Raw genomic sequence first — 25,079 nt, 5'->3', positions numbered from 1 at the left:
TCATCTCGCAGATGGCGAACCGATCAGTAGTCGTCTTCCTCGTCGTCCTTGCGGTCCGACTTCAGCGACTTCAGCTTGGCGAAGACGGCATCGGCGTCGATTTCCTTCTCCTCTTCGCGATCGTGGCCGTAGTCGAGCTTCTCGGTCTCCTGCGCGGATTCGAGCGTCGCGCCGGTCTCGGCTGCGGAAGGAAGCGGGCGCCCCTTGGAGGCGCGCTCGACCTCCAGGTCCAGGTCGATCTGCGAGCAGAGGCCGAGAGTCACCGGGTCCATCGGCGTCAGGTTGGCGGAGTTCCAGTGGGTGCGCTCGCGAATCTGCTCGATCGTCGCCTTCGTCGTGCCGACAAGACGCGAGATCTGCGCGTCCTTCAGTTCCGAATGGTTGCGGACCAGCCACAGAATGGCGTTCGGGCGGTCCTGACGCTTGGAGACCGGCGTGTAGCGCGGGCCCTTGCGCTTGGAGTCCGGGACGCGGACCTTCGGCTCCGAAAGCTTGAGTTTGTGATTCGGATTTCCTTCGGCGCGTGCGATCTCGTCGCGCGAAAGCTGGCCGGTAGCAATCGGATCGAGGCCCTTGATACCCTGCGCCGATTCACCGTCGGCAATCGCCTTGACCTCGAGCGGGTGCAGCTTGCAGAACTGCGCGATCTGGTCGAACGAGAGTGCGGTGTTGTCAACCAGCCAGACGGCTGTTGCCTTGGGCATAAGCAGTTGCTGAGCCATGGATATAGTCCTTTTGTCCGTCCGCGCCGGTGTCGCGGGCCGTGGAGTCTACCACTCATTTCCGGGAATTGGGGGTTCTATACCGTTCTTGTCTCGAAATTGCAATTCTTCACTTTCAAATGTGCTTTTGTCTAATTGCGGACCGGAAGCGACCTGCTTATGAATTGTCGCAAAGGACCGGTGGGAGCCGATCCAGGGCGGAATGAGGAACTCTGTGCGCAGTTTTCCGCCGGCATCCGCCCATGATCTGACCAGAAATGCGCAGGGAGGAAAATTATGGACGTCAAGACCTACCCGGTCCTAGAAGCGGCCAAGAACCGCACGCTGCTCGACAATGCCACCTATCTCGAATGGTATCGCGAGAGCGTTGCCGATCCGGAGAAGTTTTGGGGCGAGCACGGCAAGCGGATCGAATGGTTCGAGCCCTATACAAAGGTCAAGAATACCTCCTTCGAGGGCGATGTCTCGATCAAGTGGTTCGAAGACGGACTGACCAATGTGTCCTACAATTGCATCGACCGCCACCTGAAGACGCACGGCGACAAGACCGCGATCATCTGGGAGGGAGACAATCCCTATCTCGACAAGAAGATCACCTATAACGAGCTGTACGACAGGGTCTGCCGTCTTTCCAACGTCATGAAAAAGCACGGCGTCAAGAAGGGCGACCGCGTCACCATCTACATGCCGATGATCCCCGAAGCGGCCTATGCGATGCTCGCCTGCGCGCGCATAGGCGCGATCCATTCGGTCGTTTTCGGCGGCTTTTCGCCCGAGGCGCTGGCCGGCCGAATCGTCGATTGCGAGTCCACCTTCGTGATCACCTGCGACGAGGGCCTGCGCGGCGGCAAGCCGATTCCGCTCAAGGAGAATACCGATACGGCGGTCGATATCGCTGCCAGGCAGCACGTAATGGTCAGCAAGGTCCTGGTCGTGCGCCGCACCGGCGGCAAAGTCGGCTGGGCCCCGGGGCGTGATCTCTGGTATCATCAGGAGACCGCGACGGTGGAGCCGCATTGCCCGCCGGAAAAGATGAACGCGGAGGACCCGCTCTTCATCCTCTATACGTCCGGCTCTACCGGCAAGCCGAAGGGCGTGCTGCACACGACCGGCGGCTATCTCGTCTACGCTTCGATGACGCATCAATACGTGTTCGACTACCGGGACGGCGACATCTACTGGTGCACGGCCGATGTAGGCTGGGTCACCGGCCACTCCTACATCGTCTACGGGCCGCTCGCCAATGCGGCGACGACGCTGATGTTCGAGGGCGTGCCGAACTTCCCCGACGCGGGACGATTCTGGGAAGTGGTCGACAAGCACAAGGTCAACATCTTCTACACCGCGCCGACCGCGATCCGCTCGCTGATGGGAGCGGGCGACGATTTCGTCAAGCGCTCCTCACGCTCTTCGCTGCGCCTGCTCGGAACGGTCGGCGAACCGATCAATCCGGAAGCCTGGGAGTGGTACTATCACGTTGTCGGCGACGAGCGTTGCCCTATCGTCGATACCTGGTGGCAGACTGAAACGGGCGGCATACTGATCACGCCGCTGCCGGGGGCCACCGATCTCAAACCCGGCTCGGCGACGCGGCCCTTCTTCGGCGTCCAGCCGCAGATCGTAGACAGCGACGGCAAGGTCGTAGAGGGCGCGGCCGACGGCAACCTCTGCATCACCGACAGCTGGCCCGGGCAGATGCGGACGGTCTATGGCGACCACGAACGCTTCATCCAGACCTACTTCTCCACCTACAAGGGCAAGTATTTCACGGGTGACGGCTGCCGCCGCGACGAGGACGGCTACTATTGGATCACCGGCCGTGTCGACGACGTGCTGAACGTCTCCGGCCACCGGCTCGGCACGGCGGAGGTGGAATCGGCGCTCGTCTCGCACAACCTCGTTTCCGAGGCGGCGGTCGTCGGCTATCCGCATCCGATCAAGGGTCAGGGCATCTATTGCTACGTTTCGCTGATGGCCGGCGAGGTCGGAGACGACGAACTGCGCCAGGCGCTCGTCAAGCACGTGCGTTCGGAGATTGGGCCGATCGCGACGCCGGACAAGATTCAGTTCGCGCCCGGCCTGCCGAAAACACGCTCGGGCAAGATCATGCGCCGGATCCTCCGCAAGATCGCCGAGGACGATTTCGGTTCGCTCGGCGACACGTCGACGCTCGCAGATCCAGGTGTCGTCGACGACCTGATCGCCAATCGTCAGAACCGCGCGTGATGTGAGCTGGGTGGCGAGAGCCACTTATCCCGCTGCCGCACCTTCGCCCCGCAAACGGGGCGAGGGTGCATTGCGGGGAGAAGGTTAGGATGAGGGGCTCAACCCCGCCCTCTACCAGCCGCGACGCAGCGCTCGATTCGCTACCGAAACGAAATTGAAACGACCTGCCTCAGAAATCGATCGCGCGGCCCTTGATCTCCCAATCGCCGAAGCGAGCCGGGTCGAGGCCGCCGCGCCCGCCCAGTTCCGCCGGCATATCCTTCGGCGCTTCGGCACGTCGCCTCTCTTCGGCCTCCTTCAAAGCGCGCAGCGCTGCCGGGGAAAGCGGACGTTTGGGGCGGTCGGGAGAATTGTCGTTGTCGTTCTGCATACCGGTCGCGGTTTCCGTAACGATATTGAAGAGCTGGCCGTCTATACCCATCATATAGGCACTTCCGTGTGAACGGAAAAGCTTGATTCACGTGAAACCTTTGCGCGTACCGAATGGAACGAAGCGGCTGCAAGCGGCTTTCCAGGAGGCGCGGAAAGGACACCGATATGGTTGGAGCTCATTCATGAACCTCATGCGCACGGCAATGCTGCTTGCCTTCATGACCGTCCTCTTCATGGCCGTCGGCTATGTCATCGGCGGCCGCGGTGGCATGATGATCGCCCTCGTCATCGCCGCGGGCATGAACTTCTTCTCCTACTGGAATTCCGACCGGATGGTCCTGCGGATGTACCGGGCGCAGGAGGTGGACGAGCGAAGCGCGCCGGAATATTACGGGATCGTCCGCGATCTGGCGAAGAATGCCGGCCTGCCGATGCCGCGCGTCTACGTCATCGACAGCCCCCAGCCGAATGCCTTCGCCACCGGCCGCAACCCGGAGAACGCTGCGGTCGCCGCTTCGACGGGACTGCTGCATTCGCTTTCCTACGAGGAAGTTGCCGGGGTGATGGCGCATGAGCTCGCCCATATCCAGTATCGCGACACTTTGACGATGACGCTGACGGCGACGCTCGCCGGTGCGATTTCCATGCTTGGCAATTTCGCCTTCTTCTTCGGTGGCAACCGCGAGAACAACAATCCGCTCGGCTTCATCGGCGTACTCATCGCGATGATCGTCGCCCCGCTCGCGGCCATGCTGGTACAGATGGCGATCAGCCGTACACGCGAATATTCCGCCGACCGCCGCGGCGCGGAGATCTGCGGCAATCCACTCTGGCTTTCCTCGGCGCTTCGCAAGATCGCCGGTGCCGCGCAGGTCATCCATAACAATGACGCCGAGCGCAATCCGGCGACGGCGCATATGTTCATCATCAATCCCCTCTCGGGCGAGCGGATGGACAATCTGTTCTCGACCCATCCGAACACGGAGAACCGGGTGGCGGCTCTGGAGAGAATGGCCCGCGAGGCGTCCACGGGCTCGACGGCGCCGGTCCGCCCTGATAATGCAGGGCGCAAATCGCGCTCTGTCCCGAGAACCGGCTGGGGTCGCGGTGGTTCCGAACCGCCGAAAGGCCCCTGGTCCTGATGCCCGAAAACCGCAAGAACGATTCACGTCCGAAACGATCCCGCGAGCACAATCGCTCAAGAGCGGGAGGAGCCCGGCCCGACGCGGATGCCGCGGCCAAACCGGGCCTGAAGAGCCGCCAGGCGGCTGCGAAGATCCTGGCGGCGGTGGTGGACCGCAAGACGCCGCTCGACGGAATGCTCGATCCGGAGCGCGGGAACCCGGCCTATCGCGAGTTGAGCGAAGCAGATCGCGCGCTGGTGCGCGCCATTCTCAACTCGGCACTCCGCCATCTGCCGCGCATTCGCGCGGCCATCGACTCGCTTCTGCAAACGCCTCTCCCCGAGGGTGCGCGGGCTCTCGAACACGTGCTGACCGTTGCCGCCGCGCAAATTCTCTATCTCGACGTTCCGGATCATTCGGCAGTCGATCTTGCAGTGGAACAGGCCCAGTCCGACCCGCGCAATCGCCGTTTCGCAAGCCTCGTCAATGCCGTATTGCGGCGGCTTTCGCGTGAAAAGGACGAAATTCTCGAAAAGCTGCAGCAAGTGCCGGCGATGCCCGGCTGGTTCTTCGACAGGCTCGTCGCCTGTTACGGTCCCGACCAGGCCGAGCGCATCTCCGAGGCGCAGCTCGTTCCCGCCGCCATCGACGTGACCGTGAAATCCGATGCGGCGTCCTGGGCGGAACGGCTCGCTGGCACCGTGTTGCCGACCGGCTCCGTTCGTCTTCAGGACTTCTCCGGTTCGATCCCGTCGCTTTCAGGCTTTTCGGAAGGGGCCTGGTGGGTCCAGGACGCGGCTGCTTCCATTCCGGCCCGCCTTTTCGGCGATATTCACGGGAAAAAGGTGGTCGATCTCTGTGCTGCGCCCGGCGGCAAGACGGCGCAGCTCGTCCTCGCGGGGGCCGAGGTGACCGCGCTTGATCAGTCGTCAAGCCGGTTGCGGCGGCTCAAGGCGAACCTCGTGCGGCTGGGCTTCGAGGCCCGGACCAAGGAGAGCGACATGGCCGAGTTCCGGCCGGAAGAGCTCTTTGACGCGGCCCTTCTCGACGCCCCCTGCTCCTCGACGGGCACCACCCGGCGGCATCCCGACGTGCTCTGGACGAAAGGCCCGTCGGACGTCGAGAAGCTTGCCAGGCTGCAGGAACGGCTGCTGCGGCATGCGCTTACCCTGGTGAAGCCCGGCGGCCTCATCGTCTTTTCCAATTGCTCGCTCGACCCGCTGGAGGGCGAGGAGGTCGTCGCCCGCGTCGTCGCCGACGGCGGATGCGAACGGGTGCCGATCGACGCAGCCGATTGGCCGGGGCTCGAAAAGGCGATCACCCCGCTTGGAGAGTTCCGCACGACACCTGCGATGCTTCCACTGGAACCGCCCTTCGCCGGTGGCCTCGATGGTTTTTATGCCGCCGTGCTGCGCCGTGAGGGAGCCTGAGGGCGCTCATCAACAGACTGTTTTGCTTTGACAATTGACGCCCTCGGACGGCCCGCCTATCAATGGCGACAGGGTTGATAAATATTTAATGATCTTTCCCGCACGATTCCGATCTTCTGCATGATCCTCGAATCGGCTCCGGTTGAAGAGGAAACCCACGGGCGCCGATGACGTTTTCCAGTAAAACAAGGCTCCTATATTTGTATTTGCGCGAAGGCCAACGCCGATTGGCGCGCCTGCTTTCGCGCGGGAAGACGGCGGCGCTGCGCGTTGCAGGCTCCACGCCCGCCCGTCTGATCGTCGCACCCACGGATCTTCGGGCCATCGATCCCTTCGCCGCCGAAGAGATTCTCGCGGGTCGCTTTCCGCTCGCCGGCCGCGTTCTGGATACCGAAGGCGAGTCGCCTTTCGAAATCGACCTGCCGTCGCACGAGTTCGCGGTTCGCCTTCATTCCTTCGGCTGGCTGCGGCACATGCGGGCGATCCAGGACGAAGCCGGCTCGATCAGGCTGCGCCAGATCATGGACGACTGGATCGGCTGCCATGGCCGAAGCATCGGCGAAATCTCGTGGGAAGCGGATGTGGTTGCGCAGCGCGTCATCGCCTGGCTGTCCCATTCGCCGGTGGTGCTGCGTAATGCCGAGCACGGTTTCTATCGCCGCTTCCTGAGAAGCCTTGCCCTTCAGGTCCGCCACCTCCGGAATGTCGCCGAGACCGTGACCGACGGAGAGGCGCGCCTGAGGGTTCGCCTGGCACTCGCCATGGCCTCCGTTTCGATGCCGGCTACGGCTTCGGCTATCCGCAAGGCGTCGCGCAATCTGGATCTGGAGCTGGAGCGGCAGCTTCTGCCTGACGGGGCGCATTTCTCCCGAAACCCCCGGGCCGGGCTCGAGCTGCTGCTCGATCTGCTGCCGCTGCGCCAGACCTATGTCAATCTCGGCCACGACGTGCCTTCGAGGCTCATCCCCTGCATCGACCGCATGTATCCGGCGCTCCGCTTCTTCCGCCACCAGAGCGGGGAGCTCGCTCTCTTCAACGGCGCGACATCGGTTCTCGCCCATGAGCTCGCCTCGGTGCTCAGATATGACGAGACGTCCGGCGAGCCGTTCCGGTCGTTGCCACACGCCCATTACGAACGCCTGTCGATGGGCGATACCGTCATCATCATGGACACTGGGCGTCCGCTTTCGGTCGACCTGTCGCGAACCGCCCATGCCGGCTGCCTCTCCTTCGAGATGTCCTCCGGCAGGAATCGCTTCGTCGTCAACTCCGGCGCGCCGAAATTCGCCGGCGAACGATTCAGGCAGATGGCGCGCACGACCGCTGCGCATTCCACCGTCACCGTCGACGACACCTCTTCCTGCCGTTTTTTGCAGTCGCGGTTTCTGGGCCCGATCATGATCAGCGGCCCCTCGCGCGTCGCGGTCGAGAGAAAGGACGAGCCGGGAAGCATCGAGCAGGTCAAAGCGAGTCACGACGGCTACCTTGCGCCCTTCGGCCTGATCCACGAGCGCGACATCGGAATTCTCAATGGCGGGCGACTGATCCGCGGCCGCGACCGCCTGCTGCTGGAGGATGGCAGCGATCCGGAAAATGACGACGACGCGGCCGCGGTCGCCCGTTTCCACATCCATCCGGCAATCGGCATGCGCCAGCACAGCGAGAGCGAGATATATCTGACGGCGCCCGACGGAGAGACATGGCTCTTCGCCTGCCGCGACGGTGCGCTCGCGATCGAGGAGGATATCTTCTTCGCCGATCCCTCCGGCGTTCGCGCATCGTCGCAGATAAGCGTGACCTTCTCCGCCGCCTCGCAGCCGGAGATCCAGTGGACTTTCACGCGCGAGGGATGACCCCGAAACTGCGCCGGGCCTATTTTCCCGTCGTTGCGGCGCCGAAGGTTCCTTCCGGCAACAAGCTATGCTAACGGGCAGCCATCCCAATCGCCGGAACTTCCTCCCTACGCGTCCGGCGCTGCCAAAGGAGCAAGGTCGATGGCTGTCGCCTCCAAGAAGATCCCCGCCCCGGACGAGGTCCGGATCAAAACCGCCCTCCTTTCGGTCTCCGACAAGACGGGCATCGTCGAACTCGCCCGCGCCCTCAACGACAAGGGCATACGGCTGGTGTCGACCGGCGGTACGCACAAGGCGCTTGCCGATGCCGGCCTTCCCGTCAGCGACGTCTCGGAGCTGACCGGCTTTCCGGAAATCATGGACGGGCGCGTCAAGACGCTTCACCCCGGCGTCCATGGAGGTCTTCTCGCGATCCGCGACGACGCGGAGCATGCGGACGCCATGAGCGCGCACGGCATCACCGCGATCGATCTCGCAGTCATCAATCTCTATCCCTTCGAAGACGTCCGCGCCAAAGGCGGCGACTACCCGACCACGGTCGAGAATATCGACATCGGCGGCCCCGCAATGATCCGGGCATCGGCCAAGAACCATGCCTATGTGACGATCGTCACAGACCCGGCGGACTATTCGCCGCTGCTGGAGGAAATCGCAGACGGGACGACGCGCTACGCCTTCCGCCAGAAGATGGCGGCCAAGGCCTATGCCCGCACGGCCGCCTATGATGCGGCGATCTCCAACTGGTTTGCCGAGGTGCTCGACACGCCCATGCCGCGCCACCGCGTTCTCGGCGGCGTGCTCAGGGAGGAGATGCGCTACGGCGAAAACCCGCACCAGAAAGCCGGATTCTACGTGACCGGCGAGAAACGGCCGGGAGTGGCTACGGCGGCGCTGCTGCAGGGCAAGCAGCTCTCCTACAACAACATCAACGATACCGATGCCGCCTTCGAACTGGTGGCGGAATTCCTGCCGGAAAAGGCACCGGCCTGCGCCATCATCAAGCATGCCAATCCCTGCGGCGTTGCGACCGCGCCCTCGCTCGCGGAAGCCTATCGCCGGGCGCTCGCCTGCGATTCGACCTCGGCATTCGGCGGCATCATCGCGCTCAACCAGGAACTCGACGCCGAGACTGCGGAAGAGATCGTCAAACTCTTCACCGAGGTCATCATCGCGCCGTCGGCCAGCGACGAGGCGAAAGCCGTCATCGCCCGCAAACCGAACCTGCGGCTGCTTGCGACCGGCGGCCTGCCGGATCCGCGCACGCCCGGCCTGACGGCGAAGACCGTCGCCGGCGGTGTGCTCGTCCAGACGCGCGACAACGGTATGGTAGAGGACCTGGAGCTCCAGGTGGTCACCAGGCGCGCGCCGACGGCGCAGGAGCTCGAAGACATGAAGTTCGCCTTCAAGGTGGCGAAGCACGTCAAGTCCAACGCCATCGTCTATGCCAAGGACGGCCAGACGGCGGGCATCGGCGCCGGCCAGATGAGCCGCGTCGATTCCGCCCGCATCGCTGCCATAAAGGCAGAAGAAGCGGCCAAGGCGCTCGGCCTCGCCGAGCCGCTGACGCGCGGGTCGGCCGTCGCCTCGGAAGCCTTCCTCCCCTTCGCCGACGGTCTTCTGTCAGCCATCGCGGCCGGCGCAACCGCCGTCATCCAGCCGGGTGGTTCGATGCGCGACGAAGAAGTGATCGCGGCGGCGGACGAACACAATGTCGCGATGGTCTTCACAGGCATGCGGCATTTCCGGCACTAGAGCCCTTTTGTCTAATGCACTTCCGGGCGGAAAACCGTGACACCTGGAAGTGCTCTAACGCCTTAAGATACCGCCGCGGCTTATTTGATTTCCTCATTCCTGTGCCCGTCACAGAAATCCAGCCAGACCAAGTTCTTGGGCTGAAAGAACGCTTCCCGCGCCGCAGACGCGGCGCTGCTCTCATCCCTGTGACAAGTACAGGGATGAGGATGAGGAGAAGTTGAAACCCTACTTAGGTCGGTTCGACCTGAAACATGAACGTGATCGATTCCAAGACGTTAAGACGCCGGATGCGGAGGAAAACCGCATCCCGCTCCGGCCTCCTGCTCGACTACCTATCGCGGCCGGTGCGCCGGATAGGGAGTCCGCAGGAGGATCACGAGACCGACGCCGAAAAAGGCCACCAGCGCCATCATGCCGATCCGGGCCGAACCGGTCATAAGCGTGATCGTCGCGACCGAGGCGGGCGCCAGGAACGAGGTGGCGCGGCCGGAAAGGGCGTAAAGACCGAAATAGCGCCCGGCTTCGTCGGGCGAAACACTGCGCGCGAGGTAGGATCGGGACGATGCCTGGACCGGCCCGAAGGCGACGCCGACGAGCAGGCCGTAAAGAATATAGGCCTTTTCGGCGGCGGTGCCGAAGAGGCCGCCCGAGTCCGTCGAGCCAAGCGGGACAAGCCCGAAGAGCGTGAAACCGGGCCCCGTGGAGACGATGCCGAGCGTGGCGATCGTCAGTGAGACGAGGCTTGCGACGACGATCGTCTTGGAGCCGAGCCGTGCATCGAGCCTGCTCGCATAAAGGCAGCCGAAAATCGCCACGACATTCAGGATGATGCCGTAGAGCCCGAGCTCCATCGTCTGCCATCCGAACATCCCGGCCGCGAAGGTGCCGCCGAGCGCGAGCAGCCCGTTGACGCCGTCCTGGAAGATCATCCGGGCAATCAGGAACCGCAAGATGCCGGTCCTCTCCTTGAGTTCGGCAAGCGTGCCCTTCAGTTCCTCGAAGCCCCGAGCGGTTGCTTTCGCCATCGACATCGTTGCCCTGGTCGCATCCGGCGTGAAGAGGAACATCGGCAGGATGAAAACCATATACCAGACGGCGGAAATGGGGCCGGTGATGCGGGCGTCTTCGCCCTCTGCCGGATCGAGCCCGAACAGAGGTTCGAGTCCGATCGCCGTCTTGCCGGTCTGGGGGCTTCCGGCAATCAGCGCGACCACGGCGATCAGCACGATCATGCCGCCGAGATAGCCGAGGCCCCAGGCAATGTTGGAGATGCGCCCCACTTCCTTTTCGCTGACGAGCCGCGTCATCATCGAATCGTTGAAGACGATGGAAAATTCGGCGGCCACGGTCGCCAGCGCAAGAAAGACCGCCGTATAGATCAGGGACGAGCCCGGCGCCGCGTTCCAGAGCAGGGCGAGCGAGATGATCTTCACGGCGGCGAAAAAGGCGATCCACGGCTTTCGCGGGCCGGCCGCATCGGCAATGGCGCCGAGGACCGGCGAAAGCAGGGCGATCACGATCCCCGCAATGGTCAGCGTATAGCCCCAGACCGCCTGCCCTTGGGCGGGATCGGCCGTTAGCCGGGAAACGAAATAGGGTGCGAAGATGAAGGTGGTGATCACGGTGAAGAAGGGTTGCGCGGCCCAGTCGAACAGCATCCAGCCGGCAATTCCGAGACGGGAAGTCCGAGGCCGCTCCTCCATTCGCCCAGCCGCGATATCCACTTCATCCCTCCCCGGCATTTGCGCAAGCGCGCCGCGTTCGTGGGCGGCGGGCAGGGCAATGAAGAACAACCTTCGACCGGAGCGGAATTGGTCCCTCCGGCCGAGTTATGGCCGGAGGGACTGTGTCATTTCGTCCAGCCGCGTGCAAGATCGCTGAGGAGACCGGCTGCGACAGTGACCTTGGCGAGCGTCGTTTCGCCCTTTTCGGTCAGGAGCCTCAGCTGGTCGCCGACAGTCGCGACGCGTTGGCGATCGCGATCCTGCCAGGCGAGGACGGGGTTTCGCTCGCCCTTATGCTCGACCAGGGCGGCGATGGTGATATCGCGGCGTGCGGTGCCGATATCGCCGACCGCCCGCGAGAGCGCCATCGACTCGAACTGCTCGGTGGCGGGCACGCGGTCGGCGGCCGCCAGCAGGCGGTTGATCCTCAGGCTCTCGGTGACGGTGAAATAGGCCTGGGCGGTGCGGCTCAGCGGCTCGCCGGTGACCGTGGCGATCTGCATGATCTCAGGGACCAGGGTCATGAGCGACAGTTCGGCGATTTCCTCGGCAAGCTTTGCCGGCACGCCGTTTTCGATGAAGCCGGCGGCCCTCAGGCGCGCTTCCTCGGCCCCCTCCCTGGATATCGCCGCCCGCATGGTGCCGCGCAGCTTCTGCAGTCCGTCGCGAAGCCGGGCAACCGCTTCGGCCACGGAGCCCTCGGAGGCGCGGGTGCGCAGCGCCCGTTCGGCGACGAGCGCAAAGATACGCCCCACCTCATGATAGAGCCGGTTCTGGATCACGCCGCTGATCCTGTTGTCGAGCGCGTCGATCTCGCCGTAGATGCGCGGCAGATCGAAGCCATCCAGGGCCAGCACCGCTGCCTTCACGACATCGGCGGAGAGGAAGCCGGTGGCATCCGTCAGCGTCGAAACGAAAGCGGGGCCGCCGCGGTTTATCGTTTCGTTGGCGAGTACGGTCGCGACGATTTCGCGGCGCAGCCGGTGCCCGTGAATGTCGCCGGCATAGGCCTTGCGCATCTTTGCGGGGAAGTAGCGCTCCAGGGTCGCGGTGAAATAGGGGTCGTCCGGAAGCTCGCTGACGATCAGCTCGTCGAAGAGCACCAGTTTCGCATAGGAGAGCAGCACGCCGATCTCCGGGCGCGTGAGCGGCCGGCCCGCCTGGTAGCGCTCGCTCATCGCCTGGTCGGTCGGCAGGGTTTCGACCTTGCGGTTGAGGTGGCCGTCGGCCTCCAGCCGCGCCATCAGCCGCGCCAGCGGCGTGCGGTTGGCGAGGCCCTGCATCTCGGTGAGCGAGATCGCCAGCGACTGCTGGTAGTTGTTGCGCAGCACGAGATGTCCCACCTCGTCCGTCATCGATGCCAGAAGCGTGTTGCGCTTGGGGCGGGTCAGGCGGCCTTCGCGCATGGCGGAGGCAAGCGCGATCTTGATGTTGACCTCGACGTCGGAGGAATTGACGCCGGCCGAGTTGTCGATGGCATCGGAGTTGCAGCGCCCGCCATTGAGCGAGAAGCCGATCCGGCCTTTCTGGGTGACGCCGAGATTGGCGCCCTCGCCGATCACGCGCGCCCGCACGTCCTCGGCGGAGACGCGGATCGCGTCGTTGGCGCGGTCGCCGACCTCCGCATCCGTCTCGTTGGTGCCCCGCACATAGGTGCCGATGCCGCCGAACCAGAGCAGGTCGACCGGGCTCTTCAGGATCGCGCTCATGATCTCGAAGGGCGTCGCCTTCGACTTGTCGATGCCGATCGCCGCCATCGCTTCGGGGGTGAGTGTCACCAGTTTTTCCGAACGCGAAATGATCATCGCACCGGGCGAGAGCGTCTTACGGTCATAGTCCTGCCAGCTGGAGCGCGAAAGCGCGAACATTCGCTTGCGCTCGGCAAAGGAGAGATCGATATCCGGCTCGGGATCGATGAAGATATCGCGGTGATCGAAGGCGGCGATCAGCCGGATCTTTTCCGAAAGCAGCATGCCGTTGCCGAAGACGTCGCCCGACATGTCGCCGACGCCGGCGACGGTGAAGGGCGTCGTCTGGATGTCGACGTCCATTTCGCGGAAGTGCCGCTTGACGGCCTCCCACGCGCCGCGCGCGGTGATTCCCATCTTCTTGTGGTCGTAGCCGGCGGAGCCGCCTGAAGCGAAGGCGTCGTCCAGCCAGAAGTCCGCTTCCTGGGCGAGCGCATTCGCCGTGTCGGAGAAGGTTGCCGTTCCCTTGTCGGCGGCAACGACGAAATAGGGGTCGTCGCCGTCGAGCCGCAGCGTGTCCTCCGGGGGAACGACGTCCTGGCCGACGATATTGTCGGTGACGGAGAGCAGCGTCCGGATATAGGTCTTGTACGCTTCCGTTCCCGCCTTGAAGACCTCGTCGCGGCTGCCGCCGACAGGCAGCTGCTTCGGGTAGAAGCCGCCCTTGGCGCCGACCGGAACGATGACGGCGTTCTTCACCTGCTGCGCCTTGACGAGGCCGAGCACCTCGGTCCGGTAATCCTGTGCCCGGTCGGACCAGCGAAGGCCGCCGCGCGCCACCTTGCCGAAGCGCAGATGGACGCCTTCCACTTCCGTGCCGTAGACGAAAATCTCGCGGAAAGGCCGCGGTTCCGGCAGGCCTTCGAGCTGCTTCGGATCGAGCTTGAAGGCAAGAACCGCGCGCGGCCTGCCTTCGGCGTCCTTTTGGAAATAGTTCGTCCGGAGCGTCGACTGGACCGCATTGACGTAGCGGCGCAGGATCCTGTCCTCGTCGAGGCTGGGCACGGCCGACAGCGCCTCCTCGATGCCCGTCAGCAAGGCGTTGCACTTCTTCGTGCGCGCTTTCCCCTCCGTCGTCGGATCCATGCGCGTGGAGAAGAGGCGGAAGATGTCGGCGGCGATCGTCGGATATTTGTTCAGAGTATCGGCGATATAGCCTTGGGAATAGGTGATGCCGGCCTGGCGCAGATAGCGTGCATAGGCACGCAGCACCGTGATTTCGCGGGCGGTGAGCCCGGCAAGCAGGACCAGCCTGTTGAAATTGTCGTCCTCCGCCGTGCCGTTCCAGGCCGCCAGGAAGGCCTCCTCCAGGGCCGGGCCGATCCTGGCGAGGTTGAGCGTGTGCCCGTCGCGATGGATCAGCTCCATGTCGTGAAGGACGACCTCGCGGGGCTCGTCCCCATGGACGTGCACGCCGATGTCGTAGGTCTGCTCGCTGATGACACGGAAGCCGAGATTTTCGAGAAGCGGCACGCGGCGCGACAGCGAAACGGGCGTGTCGGCATGGAAGATCTTCAGTTCCAGCGTATCCGGCCGCTCCTGGTGTCGGTGGTAGAAGGAGATGCGGATCGGGTCGCCGGCCGTGCAGGCGGCGATGTCTCCGAGGTCGGCATAGGCTTCCGCGGGCGTGAAGGCCGCCTGATAGGCTTCACCGACCGATATCTCCGTGCCCTCCTTGCGGGCGAGCAGATTGAACCGATCGATCCAGCGGGTGACGATTGCGCGGACCGCCTCTTCGAGCTTCGCCTGGGGAACCCGTGGCGTCTTGCCGCCCGAGCGGCCGATGATGAAATGGACGCGTGCAAGCCCGCCTTCGGGAAAGGCCGGGTAATAGGCCGAGACCCGGCCGTCATAGACCGTCTTCAGATAGTCGCCGATCTTTTCGCGGACGTCGGAATCGTATTGTTCGCGCGGCACGAACACGATGACCGAGACGAAGCGGTCGAAGTGGTCGATGCGCGGCAGCACCCGCACCCGCGGCCGGTCGCCGAGTTCGTTGATCTGTTCGCAGAAGGCGGCGAGCAGCCCGATGTCGATCTGGAAAAGGTCGTCGCGCGGATAGGCTTCCAGCGTGTTCGCCAGCGTCTTGCCGGAATGGCTCTGCGGATCATAGCCGAAATGATCGACGATCTTCTCGATCTTGTGCCTGAGCAGCGGGATCTCCGACGCTTGCCGCGTGTAGGCCGTCGAGGTGAACAGACCGACGATGCGCAGTTCGCCGACGACGTTGCCGGAGGCGTCGAAACGCTTGATGCCGATATAGTCCATGTGGGCACGCCGGTGGACGACCGACTTCACATTGGCCTTGGTGACGATCAGGAAGTCAGGCCCCTCGAGGAAGGCGAGGATTTCCGGGGTGGTCAGCACCGCATCCTTGCCCTGGCGCAGGACCCGCACGTCCGGATTGGACAGGATGCCGAGGCCCCTGCCCTTGCCGCGCTCGACCGTCGCCCGTTCGCCCTTGCCGGAATAGGTATATTCCCGCATGCCGAGGAAGGTGAAGTTGTTATCTCTTAGCCAGCGAAGGAACGCCAGCGCCTCGTCGCGGTCGCTCTTCTTGCGGGAAGCGTTGTATTCTTCGAGCTCCCGCATTGCCTGGTCGAGCAGAGCGGTCATCGCCGGCCAGTCGTGTACGGCTTGATGAACCTGCTCCAGCACATCCGAGATGCGCTTGCTCAATGAGCGTGCCTCCAGCGGAGTGAGCCTGCTCAAGTGGATTTGAATGTGGCTGACGCGGTGCTCGGGCGCGCTTTCCTCGTCCGGATCGAACAGCTTCACGGGTTTGCCGGGCTCCATCACCAGAATCGGGTGGATCGCCAGGTGGATGTCGCGGTGGGTACTCGTCACCTCTCCCATCACCGAATCGTAAAGGAAGGGCATGTTGCGTTCGGTGATCGCGATGATCGAAACCTCGATACCACCCGGTGCGACCCCTGCTACCGTCTCCACCGAGACCTGGGGCTTGCCGCCGTCCCAGCGTGCGAGTTCGCTGCGTGCGTGGGCAGCGGTGAGCGCCAGCATCTCAGGCGTGTAACGGTCGAGGTCGTCGTTGCTCGCTCCGCCGAAGAGGATTTCCGGTGGCAGTGTCTCGGCCCCGAATCTGGACCCTGCCGCCCGGGCCGCATCGATGTGCCGGTCCCGCTTCGGATTATGCTTCACGCCCATGAAATCGCTCTCCACTCATGATGGTTGAACCTAGCAGAACCATGCCCAATGGCGACCGTTTTTATGAAGGATTTCGGCAAAATGGAGCCGAATTTTGGAGAAAATCACATAGATTCGACCTAAATCCATTTAAATCGAAGCCAATTTTGCAAAAATTTCCCGAAAAACCGCAAAAACGAACGAAAACGCCGAAGATTCTGTCACGGGGGTCTGCACGAGCAGCAGTTGACAGTCCGTGAGGGGCGGGCGATCACACTTCGAAAGCGAATAACGGGGTCTCCCAATGTCCGACACGCCTGCCGCGCCCGGTGCCGTCATCGTCATTTCGAGTCATGTGGTGCGCGGCGCGGTCGGCAACCGGGCTGCCGTCTTCGCGCTGGAAATGCTCGGCCACCGGGTCTGGGCCCTGCCGACGGTCGTGCTTCCCTGGCATCCGGGACACGGTCGGTCGACGCGGGTGACCATGCCGGACGAGGACTTCCGCTCGATCATCGGCGATCTCGTCGCTGCGCCCTGGATCGGCGAGGTGCGCGGGGTGCTGTCCGGCTATCTGGGTTCCCCCGAACAGGCGGCGGCCGTTGCCGGCCTCGTGAAGGCGCTGCGCCAGCGCAATCCCGCGCTCTTCTATGCCTGCGATCCGATTCTTGGCGATGCGGGCGGCCTCTACGTCCCGGTGGAGATCGCCAGCGCCATCCGCGACCTGCTGCTGCCGCTTGCGACGCTCGCCACGCCCAACCGGTTCGAGCTTTCCTGGTTGGCAGGTGCTTCGCTCGAGACGAATGCGGCCATCCTCGACGCGGCGGTCGACCTCGGGCCGTCACGCGTGCTGGTGACGTCGGCGATACCGATGATGAGCGGCGGCACGGGCAATCTTTACCTGTCCGGACGCCATGCGCTGCTTGCCGAGCACCGACTGATCGACAATCCTCCGAACGGCACCGGCGATCTGCTCTCGGCCGTATTCCTGGCGCGCCTGCTGGAAGGGTTGCCGGAGGAACGCGCGCTGCAGATGGCGACCGCCAGCGTCTACGAGATCATCGCGAGAAGCCGCAAGCGCGATTCCGACGAACTGACGCTCGAACAGGATGCATCGAGCCTGGCGACGCCGATGGCAATGGTGCAGATGCGCCGCCTCATGCATCCGAGCCAGGCGCGGAAGAAATAGCGTCAGATATGGAAGAATTGCCTCATAGGCGCATTTCGCCCTTTCGGATGGCCGGAGCACGCTGTAACAGTTCGACGCTTCATGGTTCCCGGTGCGTCTTTCAGACACGCTACCCGCATGTTTCCTTGAATCCCGATCAAAGACAGGAGCACCAGGACGATGCAGCAGGAACGAGTGGATGAAACGGGGTTACCGATGGATATACAGGGCTTTCCGGAACATCTTCTGACCGGCTACCGCAATTTCATGAGCGGTCGCTTCACCGAACAGCAGCAGCGCTACAAAACGCTCGCCGAGAGCGGTCAGAAACCGAGGACGATGGTCGTCGCCTGTTGCGACTCCCGCGCCGCGCCCGAAACAATCTTCGATGCCGGCCCGGGAGAACTCTTCGTCGTGCGCAACGTCGCCAACATGATGCCGCCATATGAACCGGACGGACATTATCATTCGACCTCGGCCGCGCTCGAATTCGCGGTCCAGTCGCTGCGGGTCACCAACATCGTGGTCATGGGCCACGGGCGCTGCGGCGGCATCAAGGCGGCACTCGACCCGGACGCCGAGCCCCTCTCCCCCGGCGATTTCATCGGCCGCTGGATGAACCTCCTGAAACCGGCCGCCGAGCAGATCCAGAGCAATGACGTGATGACTCCGGCGGAACGACAGCGTGCGCTCGAGCGGGTCTCCATCCGCAATTCGATCGCCAATCTGAGGACGTTCCCCTGCGTGAACGTTCTCGAGTCGAAGGGAAAGCTTCGTCTCCACGGCGCATGGTTCGACATCTCGACCGGTGAGCTCTGGGTCATGGACGCGAAGACCGGCGATTTTTCCCGACCGGGAATGTAACGGTCGCCAGTCAGGCCCCTCGTCCGCCTGCCTGTCCCTTCTCCCCCGCTAGCGGGAGAGAAGTCGCGGCAGCGGGGTGAGGGGCAAAACCGCTGTCACCCGCCGTCGATCTCGGCGCCGATGATGGCGATCGCCTGCTGATAGACGCTGGCGGCGTTCCAGCCCTGGATGGCGGCGAAGTTGACCTCGCCCGGCTGATAGCCGCCGCCCGGCTGCCAACCATGGCCGCGCAGGAAATTTGCGGTTGAGGCAAGCGCATCCGCTTTGGAGCGGACCATGTCGACATGGCCGTTGCCGTCCCCGTCCACGCCGTATTTCAGCACGTTCACCGGGAGGAATTGCGTCTGCCCGATCTCGCCGTGCGCCGCCCCGCGGGCGGCCGGGCTGAGGTCGCCGCGCTCGACGAGCTGGAGGGCGGCGTAAAGCTGGTTGGTGAAATAATCCGAGCGGCGACAATCATAGGCGAGCGTCGAGACGGCGGAAAGCGTGTGTTCCTTGCCCAGGAACGAGCCGAAGCCGGTCTCCATGCCCCAGATGGCGATCAATGGGCCGGCGGGAACGCCGTAGCGCTGCTCGATGCTCTGGAAGAGCCTGGCATTCTGCGCCCGCAGCTTCTTGCCGCGCGAAATGATCACCTGACCGCCGCGCTTCTGCATGAACTGGTCGAGCGACAGCTTGAAGCTCTTCTGGCCGCGATCGGCCCGGATCGTCGCCCTGCTGTAGGAGACGTTGGCGAGCGCCTGGTCGACCACCGAAGGGCTGATGCCGTTCCCGGCGGCTTCGCGCTTGAATTCCGACAGCCAGGCGGAGAAGCCGCTGCCGTCATTGCCGCACTGCGCCGCAGAGGCGTCCGCCGGAAGAACTACGGTTGAGATCAGGGCCGCCAGGCCCGCTGCTGCGCTCTTCACCCTATGCATGGATTACCCCGTCGATTGCCCGAATTTGTTGCCTTCGAAATTCCCGCTTCGTCATCCGCTCGTCGCCGGCACGATGGTTTCACGTGAATCCATTGCCCGCCGACGAACTGCGAACCCCGCCTGTCGCCGTAACGAAGCAGGCGGGGCTTAAAATTTGCCCGACCGAGGCCGATCAAGCCGCCTGCTTGCGCGGTTTGATCAGGCCGCGGTTGATCAACAGCTCTGCGATCTGCACCGCGTTGAGCGCCGCGCCCTTGCGCAGGTTGTCCGAGACGATCCACATGTTGAGGCCGTTTTCGACCGTCGCATCCTCGCGGATGCGCGAGATGTAGGTCGCGTCCTCGCCGGCGCATTCGTAAGGCGTCACATAGCCGCCGTTCTCATGCTTGTCGACGACCAGGCAGCCCGGCGCTTCGCGCAGGATCTCGCGCGCCTCGTCGGCGGTGATCTCGTTTTCGAATTCGATATTGACCGATTCCGAATGACCGATGAAGACCGGGACGCGCACGGCCGTGCAGGTCACCTTGATCTTCGGGTCGAGCATCTTCTTGGTTTCGGCCAGTACCTTCCACTCTTCCTTGGTGTAGCCGTCCTCCATGAAGACGTCGATATGCGGAATGACGTTGAAGGCGATGCGCTTGGTGAACTTCTTGCTCTCGATCGGATCGGCGACGAAGACAGCGCGGGTCTGGTTGAAGAGCTCGTCCATGCCGTCCTTGCCGGCGCCGGAAACCGACTGATAGGTGGAAACGACGATGCGCTTGATCTTGGCATGGTCGTGCAGCGGCTTCAGCGCCACCACGAGCTGCGCCGTCGAGCAATTCGGATTGGCGATGATGTTTTTCTTGGAGAACTGCGCGATCGCGTCCGCGTTCACTTCCGGTACGATCAGCGGAACATCGGCGTCGTAGCGCCAGGCCGAGGAATTGTCGATGACGACGCAACCCTCCCGGCCGATCTTCGGCGAGTATTTCTGCGAGACGGCGCCGCCGGCCGACATCAGGCAGATGTCGGTGTCGGAAAAATCATAGGTGTCGAGGTTCGTCACCTTCAGCGTCTTGTCGCCGTAGGAGACCTCGGTGCCGACCGAGCGCGAGGAGGCGAGCGCCACCACTTCGTCGGCCGGAAAGCCGCGCTCGGAAAGAATGTTCAGCATCTCCCGGCCGACATTGCCGGTGGCGCCTGCGACAGCAATTTTGAAACCCATGATCTAAGCTCTCTTTCTGTCTCTCCTCGTTTGGTGGAGGGGGAAACTGCGCGGTGCGACCGCGAAGTTCCTGTCCCCGGCCTTACCGGGGAGAGAGCGGAGGGCCAGAGACGTCAGACGGTTTTCGTCGTCGTTTTGGCCGTGGTTTTGCGCGCGAGCGAGAAATGGCTTATCCGCCCGGCGGTATGGGCCGGCAAATTCAGCGCAGCGATGGACGAACCCTTCGGTCCCATGGCGGTTTCCTCGTTCGCCGCTGCTCTTACCGGCTTTTCGGCAAGAGTCAAGCCGCGGAGGCTCCCGAGCGGTCGTCACGGAAGGCAGGGCTGGCCCGTTGCACGATTGAAGACTTCATGATGTGCGGGCGCGAGCATGGTGATCCCGGCATTAGACGAAAGTCATAAGCCCAAAGCATCCCTGCCTCGCGTGCCACTTTTCTGACATCTTGTTGCGAGGCGCACCACGCCCGGATGTCAAAGGGGACCCGACGTTCAGGGAGGAATGTCCGGACCGGGGAATGGGCGCTCCAATAGACCGATTTTGGAGTGGAGGAATCAAAATGGCAAACGTCGTGACAGCGGGCGGCACAAAAGCCGGCCCGATGACCGGCGAGGAGAAGAAGGTCATCTTCGCCTCGTCGCTCGGTACCGTCTTCGAATGGTATGATTTCTATCTTTACGGTTCGCTTGCCGTTTATATCGGTGCAACCTTCTTCAGCCAGTATCCCGAGACCACGCGCAACATCTTTGCGCTTCTCGCCTTCGCCGCCGGCTTCCTTGTCCGGCCGTTCGGCGCGCTGGTTTTCGGTCGCCTGGGCGACCTCGTCGGCCGCAAATACACATTCCTCGTCACCATTCTGATCATGGGCCTGTCGACCTTCCTCGTCGGCGTCCTGCCCGGTGCCGCCTCGATCGGCATTGCGGCTCCGATCATCCTGATCGGGCTCCGCCTCCTGCAGGGTCTTGCGCTCGGCGGTGAATACGGGGGTGCCGCGACCTATGTGGCAGAGCATGCGCCGCACGGCCGCCGCGGCTATTTCACCTCGTGGATCCAGACGACGGCGACGCTTGGTCTCTTCCTCTCGCTGGTGGTTATCCTTCTGGTCCAGTACATGCTGGGCAAGGAAGCTTTTGCCGAGTGGGGCTGGCGCATACCCTTCCTGCTCTCTTTCGTGCTGCTCGGCGTCTCCGTCTGGATCCGCCTGAAGATGAACGAGTCTCCTGCCTTCAAGAAGATGAAGGAAGAGGGCAAGGGTTCGAAGGCGCCGCTGACGGAAGCTTTCGGCCAGTGGCGCAACGCCAAGATCGCCCTTCTGGCGCTCTTCGGCGCGGTCGTTGGCCAGGCTGTGGTCTGGTATTCCGGCCAGTTCTACGCGCTGTTCTTCCTGCAGAGCATTCTGAAGATTGACGGCCAGTCGGCAAACCTGATGGTTGCCGCCTCGCTCCTTATCGGCACAGGCTTTTTCGTCTTCTTCGGCTGGCTGTCGGACAAGATCGGCCGCAAGCCGATCATCATGGCGGGTCTCCTGCTTGCCATGCTCACCTACTTCCCGCTGTTCAAGGCGATGACTTGGGCCGGCAACCCAGCGCTTGCGGAAGCGCAGCAGAACGTTCGCGCCACCGTCACCGCGGCTCCGGGCGACTGCAGGTTCCAGTTCAACCCGACGGGCACGGCGAAGTTCACCACCTCCTGCGACATCGCCACCGCCTTCCTGACCAAGAACTCGGTTCCCTATGACGTCGTGACCACGGCGGCTGCGGGGACACCGGCGACGGTGAAGATCGGCGAAACGACGATCACCAGCTTTGACGCCGTTGCGGCCGGCGACAAGGCGAAGGCCGAGGAAGCGGCTTTCGGCAAGCAGATCAACATGGCGCTGCAGGCCGCGGGCTATCCGCTGGTGCGCGGCGTTGCCAAGGTTCCGGAATCGAAGCTCGACGCCTTCGTCGCTGCCAATCCGGAACTTGGCCTCGACGCCGCTGCCGTGCGCGCCGGCGAAAAGGCCATGGTGCCGGCCGACAAGCTCGTCGCCGACAAGCTGCTCACCCAGGAAGAAGTCGGCAGCGCCACCGAAATGGCGGTCTACAGCATAGACAAGGGCGGCGCCTTCACGATGGTGGCCGACCCGGCCCGCGTCAACTGGACGGTGATCATTGCTGTACTGACCGTGCTCGTCATCTATGTGACGATGGTCTACGGCCCGATTGCGGCGCTGCTCGTCGAACTCTTCCCGACCCGCATCCGCTATACCGGCATGTCGCTGCCCTACCATATCGGCAATGGTTGGTTCGGCGGGCTGCTCCCGGCAACGGCCTTCGCGATGAGCGCGGCAAAGGGCGATATCTACTACGGCCTCTGGTACCCGATCGTTTTCGCGGGCATCACGCTGGTGATCGGTCTTCTGTTCCTGCCCGAGACGAAGGACCGGGATATCCACACGATGGAATGAGCCGGCGGACGGGAGCGGGATGGGAGCGTGTTTCCCATTCCGCCAACTCAACAGCTCTCCTGACTCCGGCGCGGCTTCCGCGCCGGCTTTTTTTCGATTTACTCGGCTTCCCTTTCCTCGGCCTCGTGCTCCACATGCCTCAGCACAGGCCAGCCGGCCGCACCGCGCTTGAATAGCCAGCCCTGCCGGGCAAAGAGGAAAGCCATCATCAGCGCGACCCAGAGCCCGAGCAGCAGGCCGGCGGCGACATCGCTCGGGTAATGCGCGCCGACCACGACGCGCGAGATGCCGACAAGCAGGGCCAGCAGCAGAAACAGCGGCCGAAGCTGCGGCATCACCATCGCGAAGGCGCCGAAGAAGGCGCCGGCCGCCGTGGAATGTCCCGACGGGAAGCTTTCGAACAGCGTGTCGCCGGTAAAGGGCGTGAGGCTGTAGGGGCCGTAATCTGCAAGGAGCTCGGGACGGGCGCGGCCGATCAGAAATTTCAGGCCGTGCACCAGCGCGCTCGCCGTGCCGATCGTCAGCAGGAAATAGGCGGACAGATTGCGGGCCGCGCGCGCCCTCTGCCGCAAGGTGTCGCGCGCGGAGGATCGGCGGACGACGAAGGCGATCAGCAGCAGCAGGGCCGAGCTGTAGATCATCCAGGCGAAGGTGCCGATATCGGTGATGGCGCGGTTGAAGCCGACGATCTCCTCCGGCAGACCTTGCGCCCATTCGGAAAGATGCGGGTCGAACGGGGTGAAGGCGACGACGAGGACGACCGTCATCAGCCAGATCCAGACGGTCAGTGAAAGCGGTCGGTTCATTTTGCTCCTTCCTTCGCCTTATGGATGTGAAGGCTCGGCCGGCAAAATCAAGACCCCGTAAACGCGAAGCACCCCCGGCAAGGCCGGAGGTGCGGTTCGACTATTCGGGCCGCAAGCGAAGGCGCAGTCGTCAGGCCGAGAGGCTCTTGAACTCGGCGAGGATCGCGTCGCCCATCTCGGCCGTACCGACTTTCCGGCAGCCTTCCGCCATGATGTCGCCGGTGCGGATGCCCTGATCGAGCACGTTGGCGATCGCCTTCTCCAGGCCGTCGGCTTCCTTCACGAGGTTGAAGGAGTAGCGCAGGCACATGGCGAAGGAAGCGATCATGGCGATCGGATTGGCGACCCCCTTGCCGGCGATGTCCGGCGCCGAGCCGTGCACCGGCTCGTAGAGCGCCTTGCGCTTGCCGGTCTTGGCATCCGGAGCGCCGAGCGAGGCGGAGGGCAGCATGCCGAGCGAGCCTGTCAGCATGGCGGCGACGTCGGACAGCATGTCGCCGAAAAGGTTGTCGGTGACGATCACGTCGAACTGCTTCGGCTGCCGCACGAGCTGCATGCCGCCGGCATCCGCCAGCATGTGCTCGAGCTGGACGTCGGAATACTTCGCCTTGTGCGTCTCGGTCACGACCTGGTTCCAGAGCACGCCCGACTTCATCACGTTGCGCTTTTCCATCGAGCAGACGCGATTGTTGCGGGTGCGGGCGAGTTCGAAGGCGACCCCGGCGATGCGCTCGATCTCGTAGGTGTCGTAGACCTGCGTGTCGATGCCGCGCTTCTGGCCGTTGCCGAGATCGATGATCTCCTTGGGCTCGCCGAAATAGACGCCGCCCGTCAGCTCGCGCACGATGAGGATGTCGAGGCCCTCGACCAGCTCGGGCTTCAGCGACGATGCGTTGGCAAGCGCCGGGTAGCAGATGGCGGGGCGAAGGTTGGCGAAAAGCTCGAGGTCCTTGCGCAGGCGCAGGAGCCCGGCTTCCGGCCGCACCTCATAGGGCACCGCATCCCATTTCGGTCCGCCGACGGCGCCGAAGAGCACCGCATCGGCGGCAAGCGCCTTCGCCATATCCGCTTCGGAGATCGCCGCGCCATGGGTGTCATAGGCCGAGCCACCCGCAAGCCCCTCGTCCGTCACGAAGCCGGCGTCTCGCTCGGCATTCATGTAAGCGATGATTTTGCGGACTTCCGCCATGGCTTCCGGGCCGATGCCGTCGCCGGGCAGAAGGAAGAGATTGCGCACAGTCATGGATAGTCCTTCTCGCGTGAAAACTCGGCCGGGTTCTTAGCGCAACTTCGTATCAAGGGAAATTGCGTCTGCGAAAGAATTGTGCGTGCTCCGGTGTCACCGCTACCCTGTTTCCGCTTGACGGAATCGCGCGCCGGCGCTCGAATGGCTGAACTCAACCGGGGATTTCACCATGTCGGAAACGCTTCTTTTCGGCGCCTTTCCGCAGGCGGCCTGGCAAGCAGCGCCCGGCCTTTTCGCCCTGCGCAAACCTTGACGGTCCGGCGCCGATCGACCACTTCAAGCACCTGCTTTGCGGTTTTCGCCGCGCTCCCGCATTCGAAAGGAATCCTG

17 protein-coding genes are annotated in these 25,079 nt (G+C 63.5%); 8 read left to right on the top strand and 9 right to left on the bottom strand.

The features are described from left to right. Positions 1-23: 23 nt before the first annotated feature. Complete coding sequence (locus ACTJKL_RS15760) at positions 24-722, bottom strand: DUF1013 domain-containing protein (RefSeq protein ID WP_440853259.1); 699 nt, start codon at positions 720-722, stop codon at positions 24-26. 276 nt (positions 723-998) lie between these two features. Between ACTJKL_RS15760 and acs the strand changes: the two genes are divergently transcribed. Further along, on the top strand, positions 999-2,948 hold the full coding sequence (gene acs, locus ACTJKL_RS15755; RefSeq protein WP_100672642.1) for an acetate--CoA ligase: 1,950 nt from the start codon (positions 999-1,001) through the stop codon (positions 2,946-2,948). 169 nt (positions 2,949-3,117) lie between these two features. On the opposite strand, the gene ACTJKL_RS15750 is transcribed toward acs, so the two are convergent. Beyond that, positions 3,118-3,372: a DUF1674 domain-containing protein gene (locus tag ACTJKL_RS15750; protein WP_324762554.1), complete on the bottom strand. Its 255-nt coding sequence runs from the start codon at positions 3,370-3,372 to the stop codon at positions 3,118-3,120. Between the two features lie 130 nt (positions 3,373-3,502). Here ACTJKL_RS15750 and htpX point away from each other — a divergent pair, with 130 nt between their 5' ends. The 4 genes from htpX (at position 3,503) to purH (ending at position 9,479) form a co-directional block, all read left to right on the top strand. After that, on the top strand, positions 3,503-4,462 hold the full coding sequence (htpX, locus tag ACTJKL_RS15745) for a zinc metalloprotease HtpX (protein ID WP_440853258.1): 960 nt from the start codon (positions 3,503-3,505) through the stop codon (positions 4,460-4,462). Next, positions 4,462-5,874 (top strand): RsmB/NOP family class I SAM-dependent RNA methyltransferase, encoded by a 1,413-nt coding sequence (locus ACTJKL_RS15740; protein WP_440853257.1) that lies wholly within the window; start codon positions 4,462-4,464, stop codon positions 5,872-5,874. Before htpX ends, ACTJKL_RS15740 begins: the two co-directional genes overlap by 1 nt. A gap of 167 nt (positions 5,875-6,041) precedes the next feature. Beyond that, a complete protein-coding gene (locus ACTJKL_RS15735; protein ID WP_379938366.1) occupies positions 6,042-7,727 on the top strand; it encodes a heparinase II/III family protein in 1,686 nt (561 codons plus the stop codon). A gap of 141 nt (positions 7,728-7,868) precedes the next feature. Next, a complete protein-coding gene (gene purH, locus ACTJKL_RS15730) occupies positions 7,869-9,479 on the top strand; it encodes a bifunctional phosphoribosylaminoimidazolecarboxamide formyltransferase/IMP cyclohydrolase (protein WP_440853256.1) in 1,611 nt (536 codons plus the stop codon). A gap of 335 nt (positions 9,480-9,814) precedes the next feature. Here the strand turns inward: purH and ACTJKL_RS15725 are convergent, their stop codons facing one another. Both ACTJKL_RS15725 and ACTJKL_RS15720 read right to left on the bottom strand, forming a co-directional pair. Beyond that, the gene (locus tag ACTJKL_RS15725) at positions 9,815-11,206 is read right to left on the bottom strand and encodes an MFS transporter (RefSeq protein WP_440853255.1); all 1,392 of its coding nucleotides are present in this window, start codon (positions 11,204-11,206) and stop codon (positions 9,815-9,817) included. A gap of 125 nt (positions 11,207-11,331) precedes the next feature. After that, positions 11,332-16,119: an NAD-glutamate dehydrogenase gene (locus tag ACTJKL_RS15720; protein WP_440853254.1), complete on the bottom strand. Its 4,788-nt coding sequence runs from the start codon at positions 16,117-16,119 to the stop codon at positions 11,332-11,334. 283 nt (positions 16,120-16,402) lie between these two features. On the opposite strand from ACTJKL_RS15720, the gene pdxY reads away from it, so the two are divergent. Then, the gene (pdxY, locus tag ACTJKL_RS15715) at positions 16,403-17,284 is read left to right on the top strand and encodes a pyridoxal kinase PdxY (protein WP_100672649.1); all 882 of its coding nucleotides are present in this window, start codon (positions 16,403-16,405) and stop codon (positions 17,282-17,284) included. 159 nt (positions 17,285-17,443) lie between these two features. Next, the gene (locus tag ACTJKL_RS15710) at positions 17,444-18,127 is read left to right on the top strand and encodes a carbonic anhydrase (RefSeq protein WP_440853253.1); all 684 of its coding nucleotides are present in this window, start codon (positions 17,444-17,446) and stop codon (positions 18,125-18,127) included. A 95-nt stretch (positions 18,128-18,222) separates the two neighbouring features. Here ACTJKL_RS15710 and ACTJKL_RS15705 read toward each other — a convergent pair whose 3' ends face one another. The 3 genes from ACTJKL_RS15705 to ACTJKL_RS15695 all read right to left on the bottom strand — a co-directional run bounded on the left by ACTJKL_RS15705 (position 18,223) and on the right by ACTJKL_RS15695 (position 20,535). Continuing rightward, on the bottom strand, positions 18,223-19,044 hold the full coding sequence (locus ACTJKL_RS15705; RefSeq protein ID WP_275599935.1) for a lytic murein transglycosylase: 822 nt from the start codon (positions 19,042-19,044) through the stop codon (positions 18,223-18,225). A gap of 172 nt (positions 19,045-19,216) precedes the next feature. Then, positions 19,217-20,251 (bottom strand): aspartate-semialdehyde dehydrogenase, encoded by a 1,035-nt coding sequence (locus ACTJKL_RS15700; protein ID WP_003531790.1) that lies wholly within the window; start codon positions 20,249-20,251, stop codon positions 19,217-19,219. Positions 20,252-20,364: 113 nt separating this feature from the next. Continuing rightward, a complete protein-coding gene (locus ACTJKL_RS15695) occupies positions 20,365-20,535 on the bottom strand; it encodes a hypothetical protein (protein WP_018098718.1) in 171 nt (56 codons plus the stop codon). A gap of 272 nt (positions 20,536-20,807) precedes the next feature. On the opposite strand from ACTJKL_RS15695, the gene ACTJKL_RS15690 reads away from it, so the two are divergent. Continuing rightward, positions 20,808-22,697, top strand: coding sequence for an MFS transporter (locus ACTJKL_RS15690; RefSeq protein ID WP_275597108.1), 1,890 nt, complete (start codon positions 20,808-20,810; stop codon positions 22,695-22,697). Between the two features lie 98 nt (positions 22,698-22,795). On the opposite strand, the gene ACTJKL_RS15685 is transcribed toward ACTJKL_RS15690, so the two are convergent. Then, the gene (locus tag ACTJKL_RS15685; RefSeq protein ID WP_275597109.1) at positions 22,796-23,503 is read right to left on the bottom strand and encodes a phosphatase PAP2 family protein; all 708 of its coding nucleotides are present in this window, start codon (positions 23,501-23,503) and stop codon (positions 22,796-22,798) included. Between the two features lie 130 nt (positions 23,504-23,633). Continuing rightward, positions 23,634-24,746, bottom strand: coding sequence for a 3-isopropylmalate dehydrogenase (gene leuB / locus ACTJKL_RS15680; RefSeq protein ID WP_440853252.1), 1,113 nt, complete (start codon positions 24,744-24,746; stop codon positions 23,634-23,636). Positions 24,747-25,079: the final 333 nt, after the last annotated feature.

It is taken from the genome of Sinorhizobium sp. 22678 (assembly GCF_052044265.1).
Lineage (GTDB): Bacteria > Pseudomonadota > Alphaproteobacteria > Rhizobiales > Rhizobiaceae > Sinorhizobium > Sinorhizobium meliloti_A.
The sequence above is the reverse complement of the archived record's forward strand: the minus strand, read 5'-3'. Positions and strand labels throughout refer to the sequence as shown.

Bases quoted from the DNA above. Each gene is read 5' to 3' on its own strand.
- ACTJKL_RS15700 (WP_003531790.1), bottom strand. From the start codon at position 20,251: ATGGGTTTCAAAATTGCTGTCGCAGGCGCCACCGGCAATGTCGGCCGG.
- ACTJKL_RS15685 (WP_275597109.1), bottom strand. From the start codon at position 23,503: ATGAACCGACCGCTTTCACTGACCGTCTGGATCTGGCTGATGACGGTC.
- ACTJKL_RS15720 (WP_440853254.1), bottom strand. From the start codon at position 16,119: ATGGGCGTGAAGCATAATCCGAAGCGGGACCGGCACATCGATGCGGCC.
- ACTJKL_RS15760 (WP_440853259.1), bottom strand. From the start codon at position 722: ATGGCTCAGCAACTGCTTATGCCCAAGGCAACAGCCGTCTGGCTGGTT.
- ACTJKL_RS15690 (WP_275597108.1), top strand. From the start codon at position 20,808: ATGGCAAACGTCGTGACAGCGGGCGGCACAAAAGCCGGCCCGATGACC.
- ACTJKL_RS15735 (WP_379938366.1), top strand. From the start codon at position 6,042: ATGACGTTTTCCAGTAAAACAAGGCTCCTATATTTGTATTTGCGCGAA.
- ACTJKL_RS15740 (WP_440853257.1), top strand. From the start codon at position 4,462: ATGCCCGAAAACCGCAAGAACGATTCACGTCCGAAACGATCCCGCGAG.
- leuB (WP_440853252.1), bottom strand. From the start codon at position 24,746: ATGACTGTGCGCAATCTCTTCCTTCTGCCCGGCGACGGCATCGGCCCG.
- acs (WP_100672642.1), top strand. From the start codon at position 999: ATGGACGTCAAGACCTACCCGGTCCTAGAAGCGGCCAAGAACCGCACG.
- ACTJKL_RS15710 (WP_440853253.1), top strand. From the start codon at position 17,444: ATGCAGCAGGAACGAGTGGATGAAACGGGGTTACCGATGGATATACAG.
- purH (WP_440853256.1), top strand. From the start codon at position 7,869: ATGGCTGTCGCCTCCAAGAAGATCCCCGCCCCGGACGAGGTCCGGATC.
- ACTJKL_RS15705 (WP_275599935.1), bottom strand. From the start codon at position 19,044: ATGCATAGGGTGAAGAGCGCAGCAGCGGGCCTGGCGGCCCTGATCTCA.
- htpX (WP_440853258.1), top strand. From the start codon at position 3,503: ATGAACCTCATGCGCACGGCAATGCTGCTTGCCTTCATGACCGTCCTC.
- ACTJKL_RS15750 (WP_324762554.1), bottom strand. From the start codon at position 3,372: ATGATGGGTATAGACGGCCAGCTCTTCAATATCGTTACGGAAACCGCG.
- pdxY (WP_100672649.1), top strand. From the start codon at position 16,403: ATGTCCGACACGCCTGCCGCGCCCGGTGCCGTCATCGTCATTTCGAGT.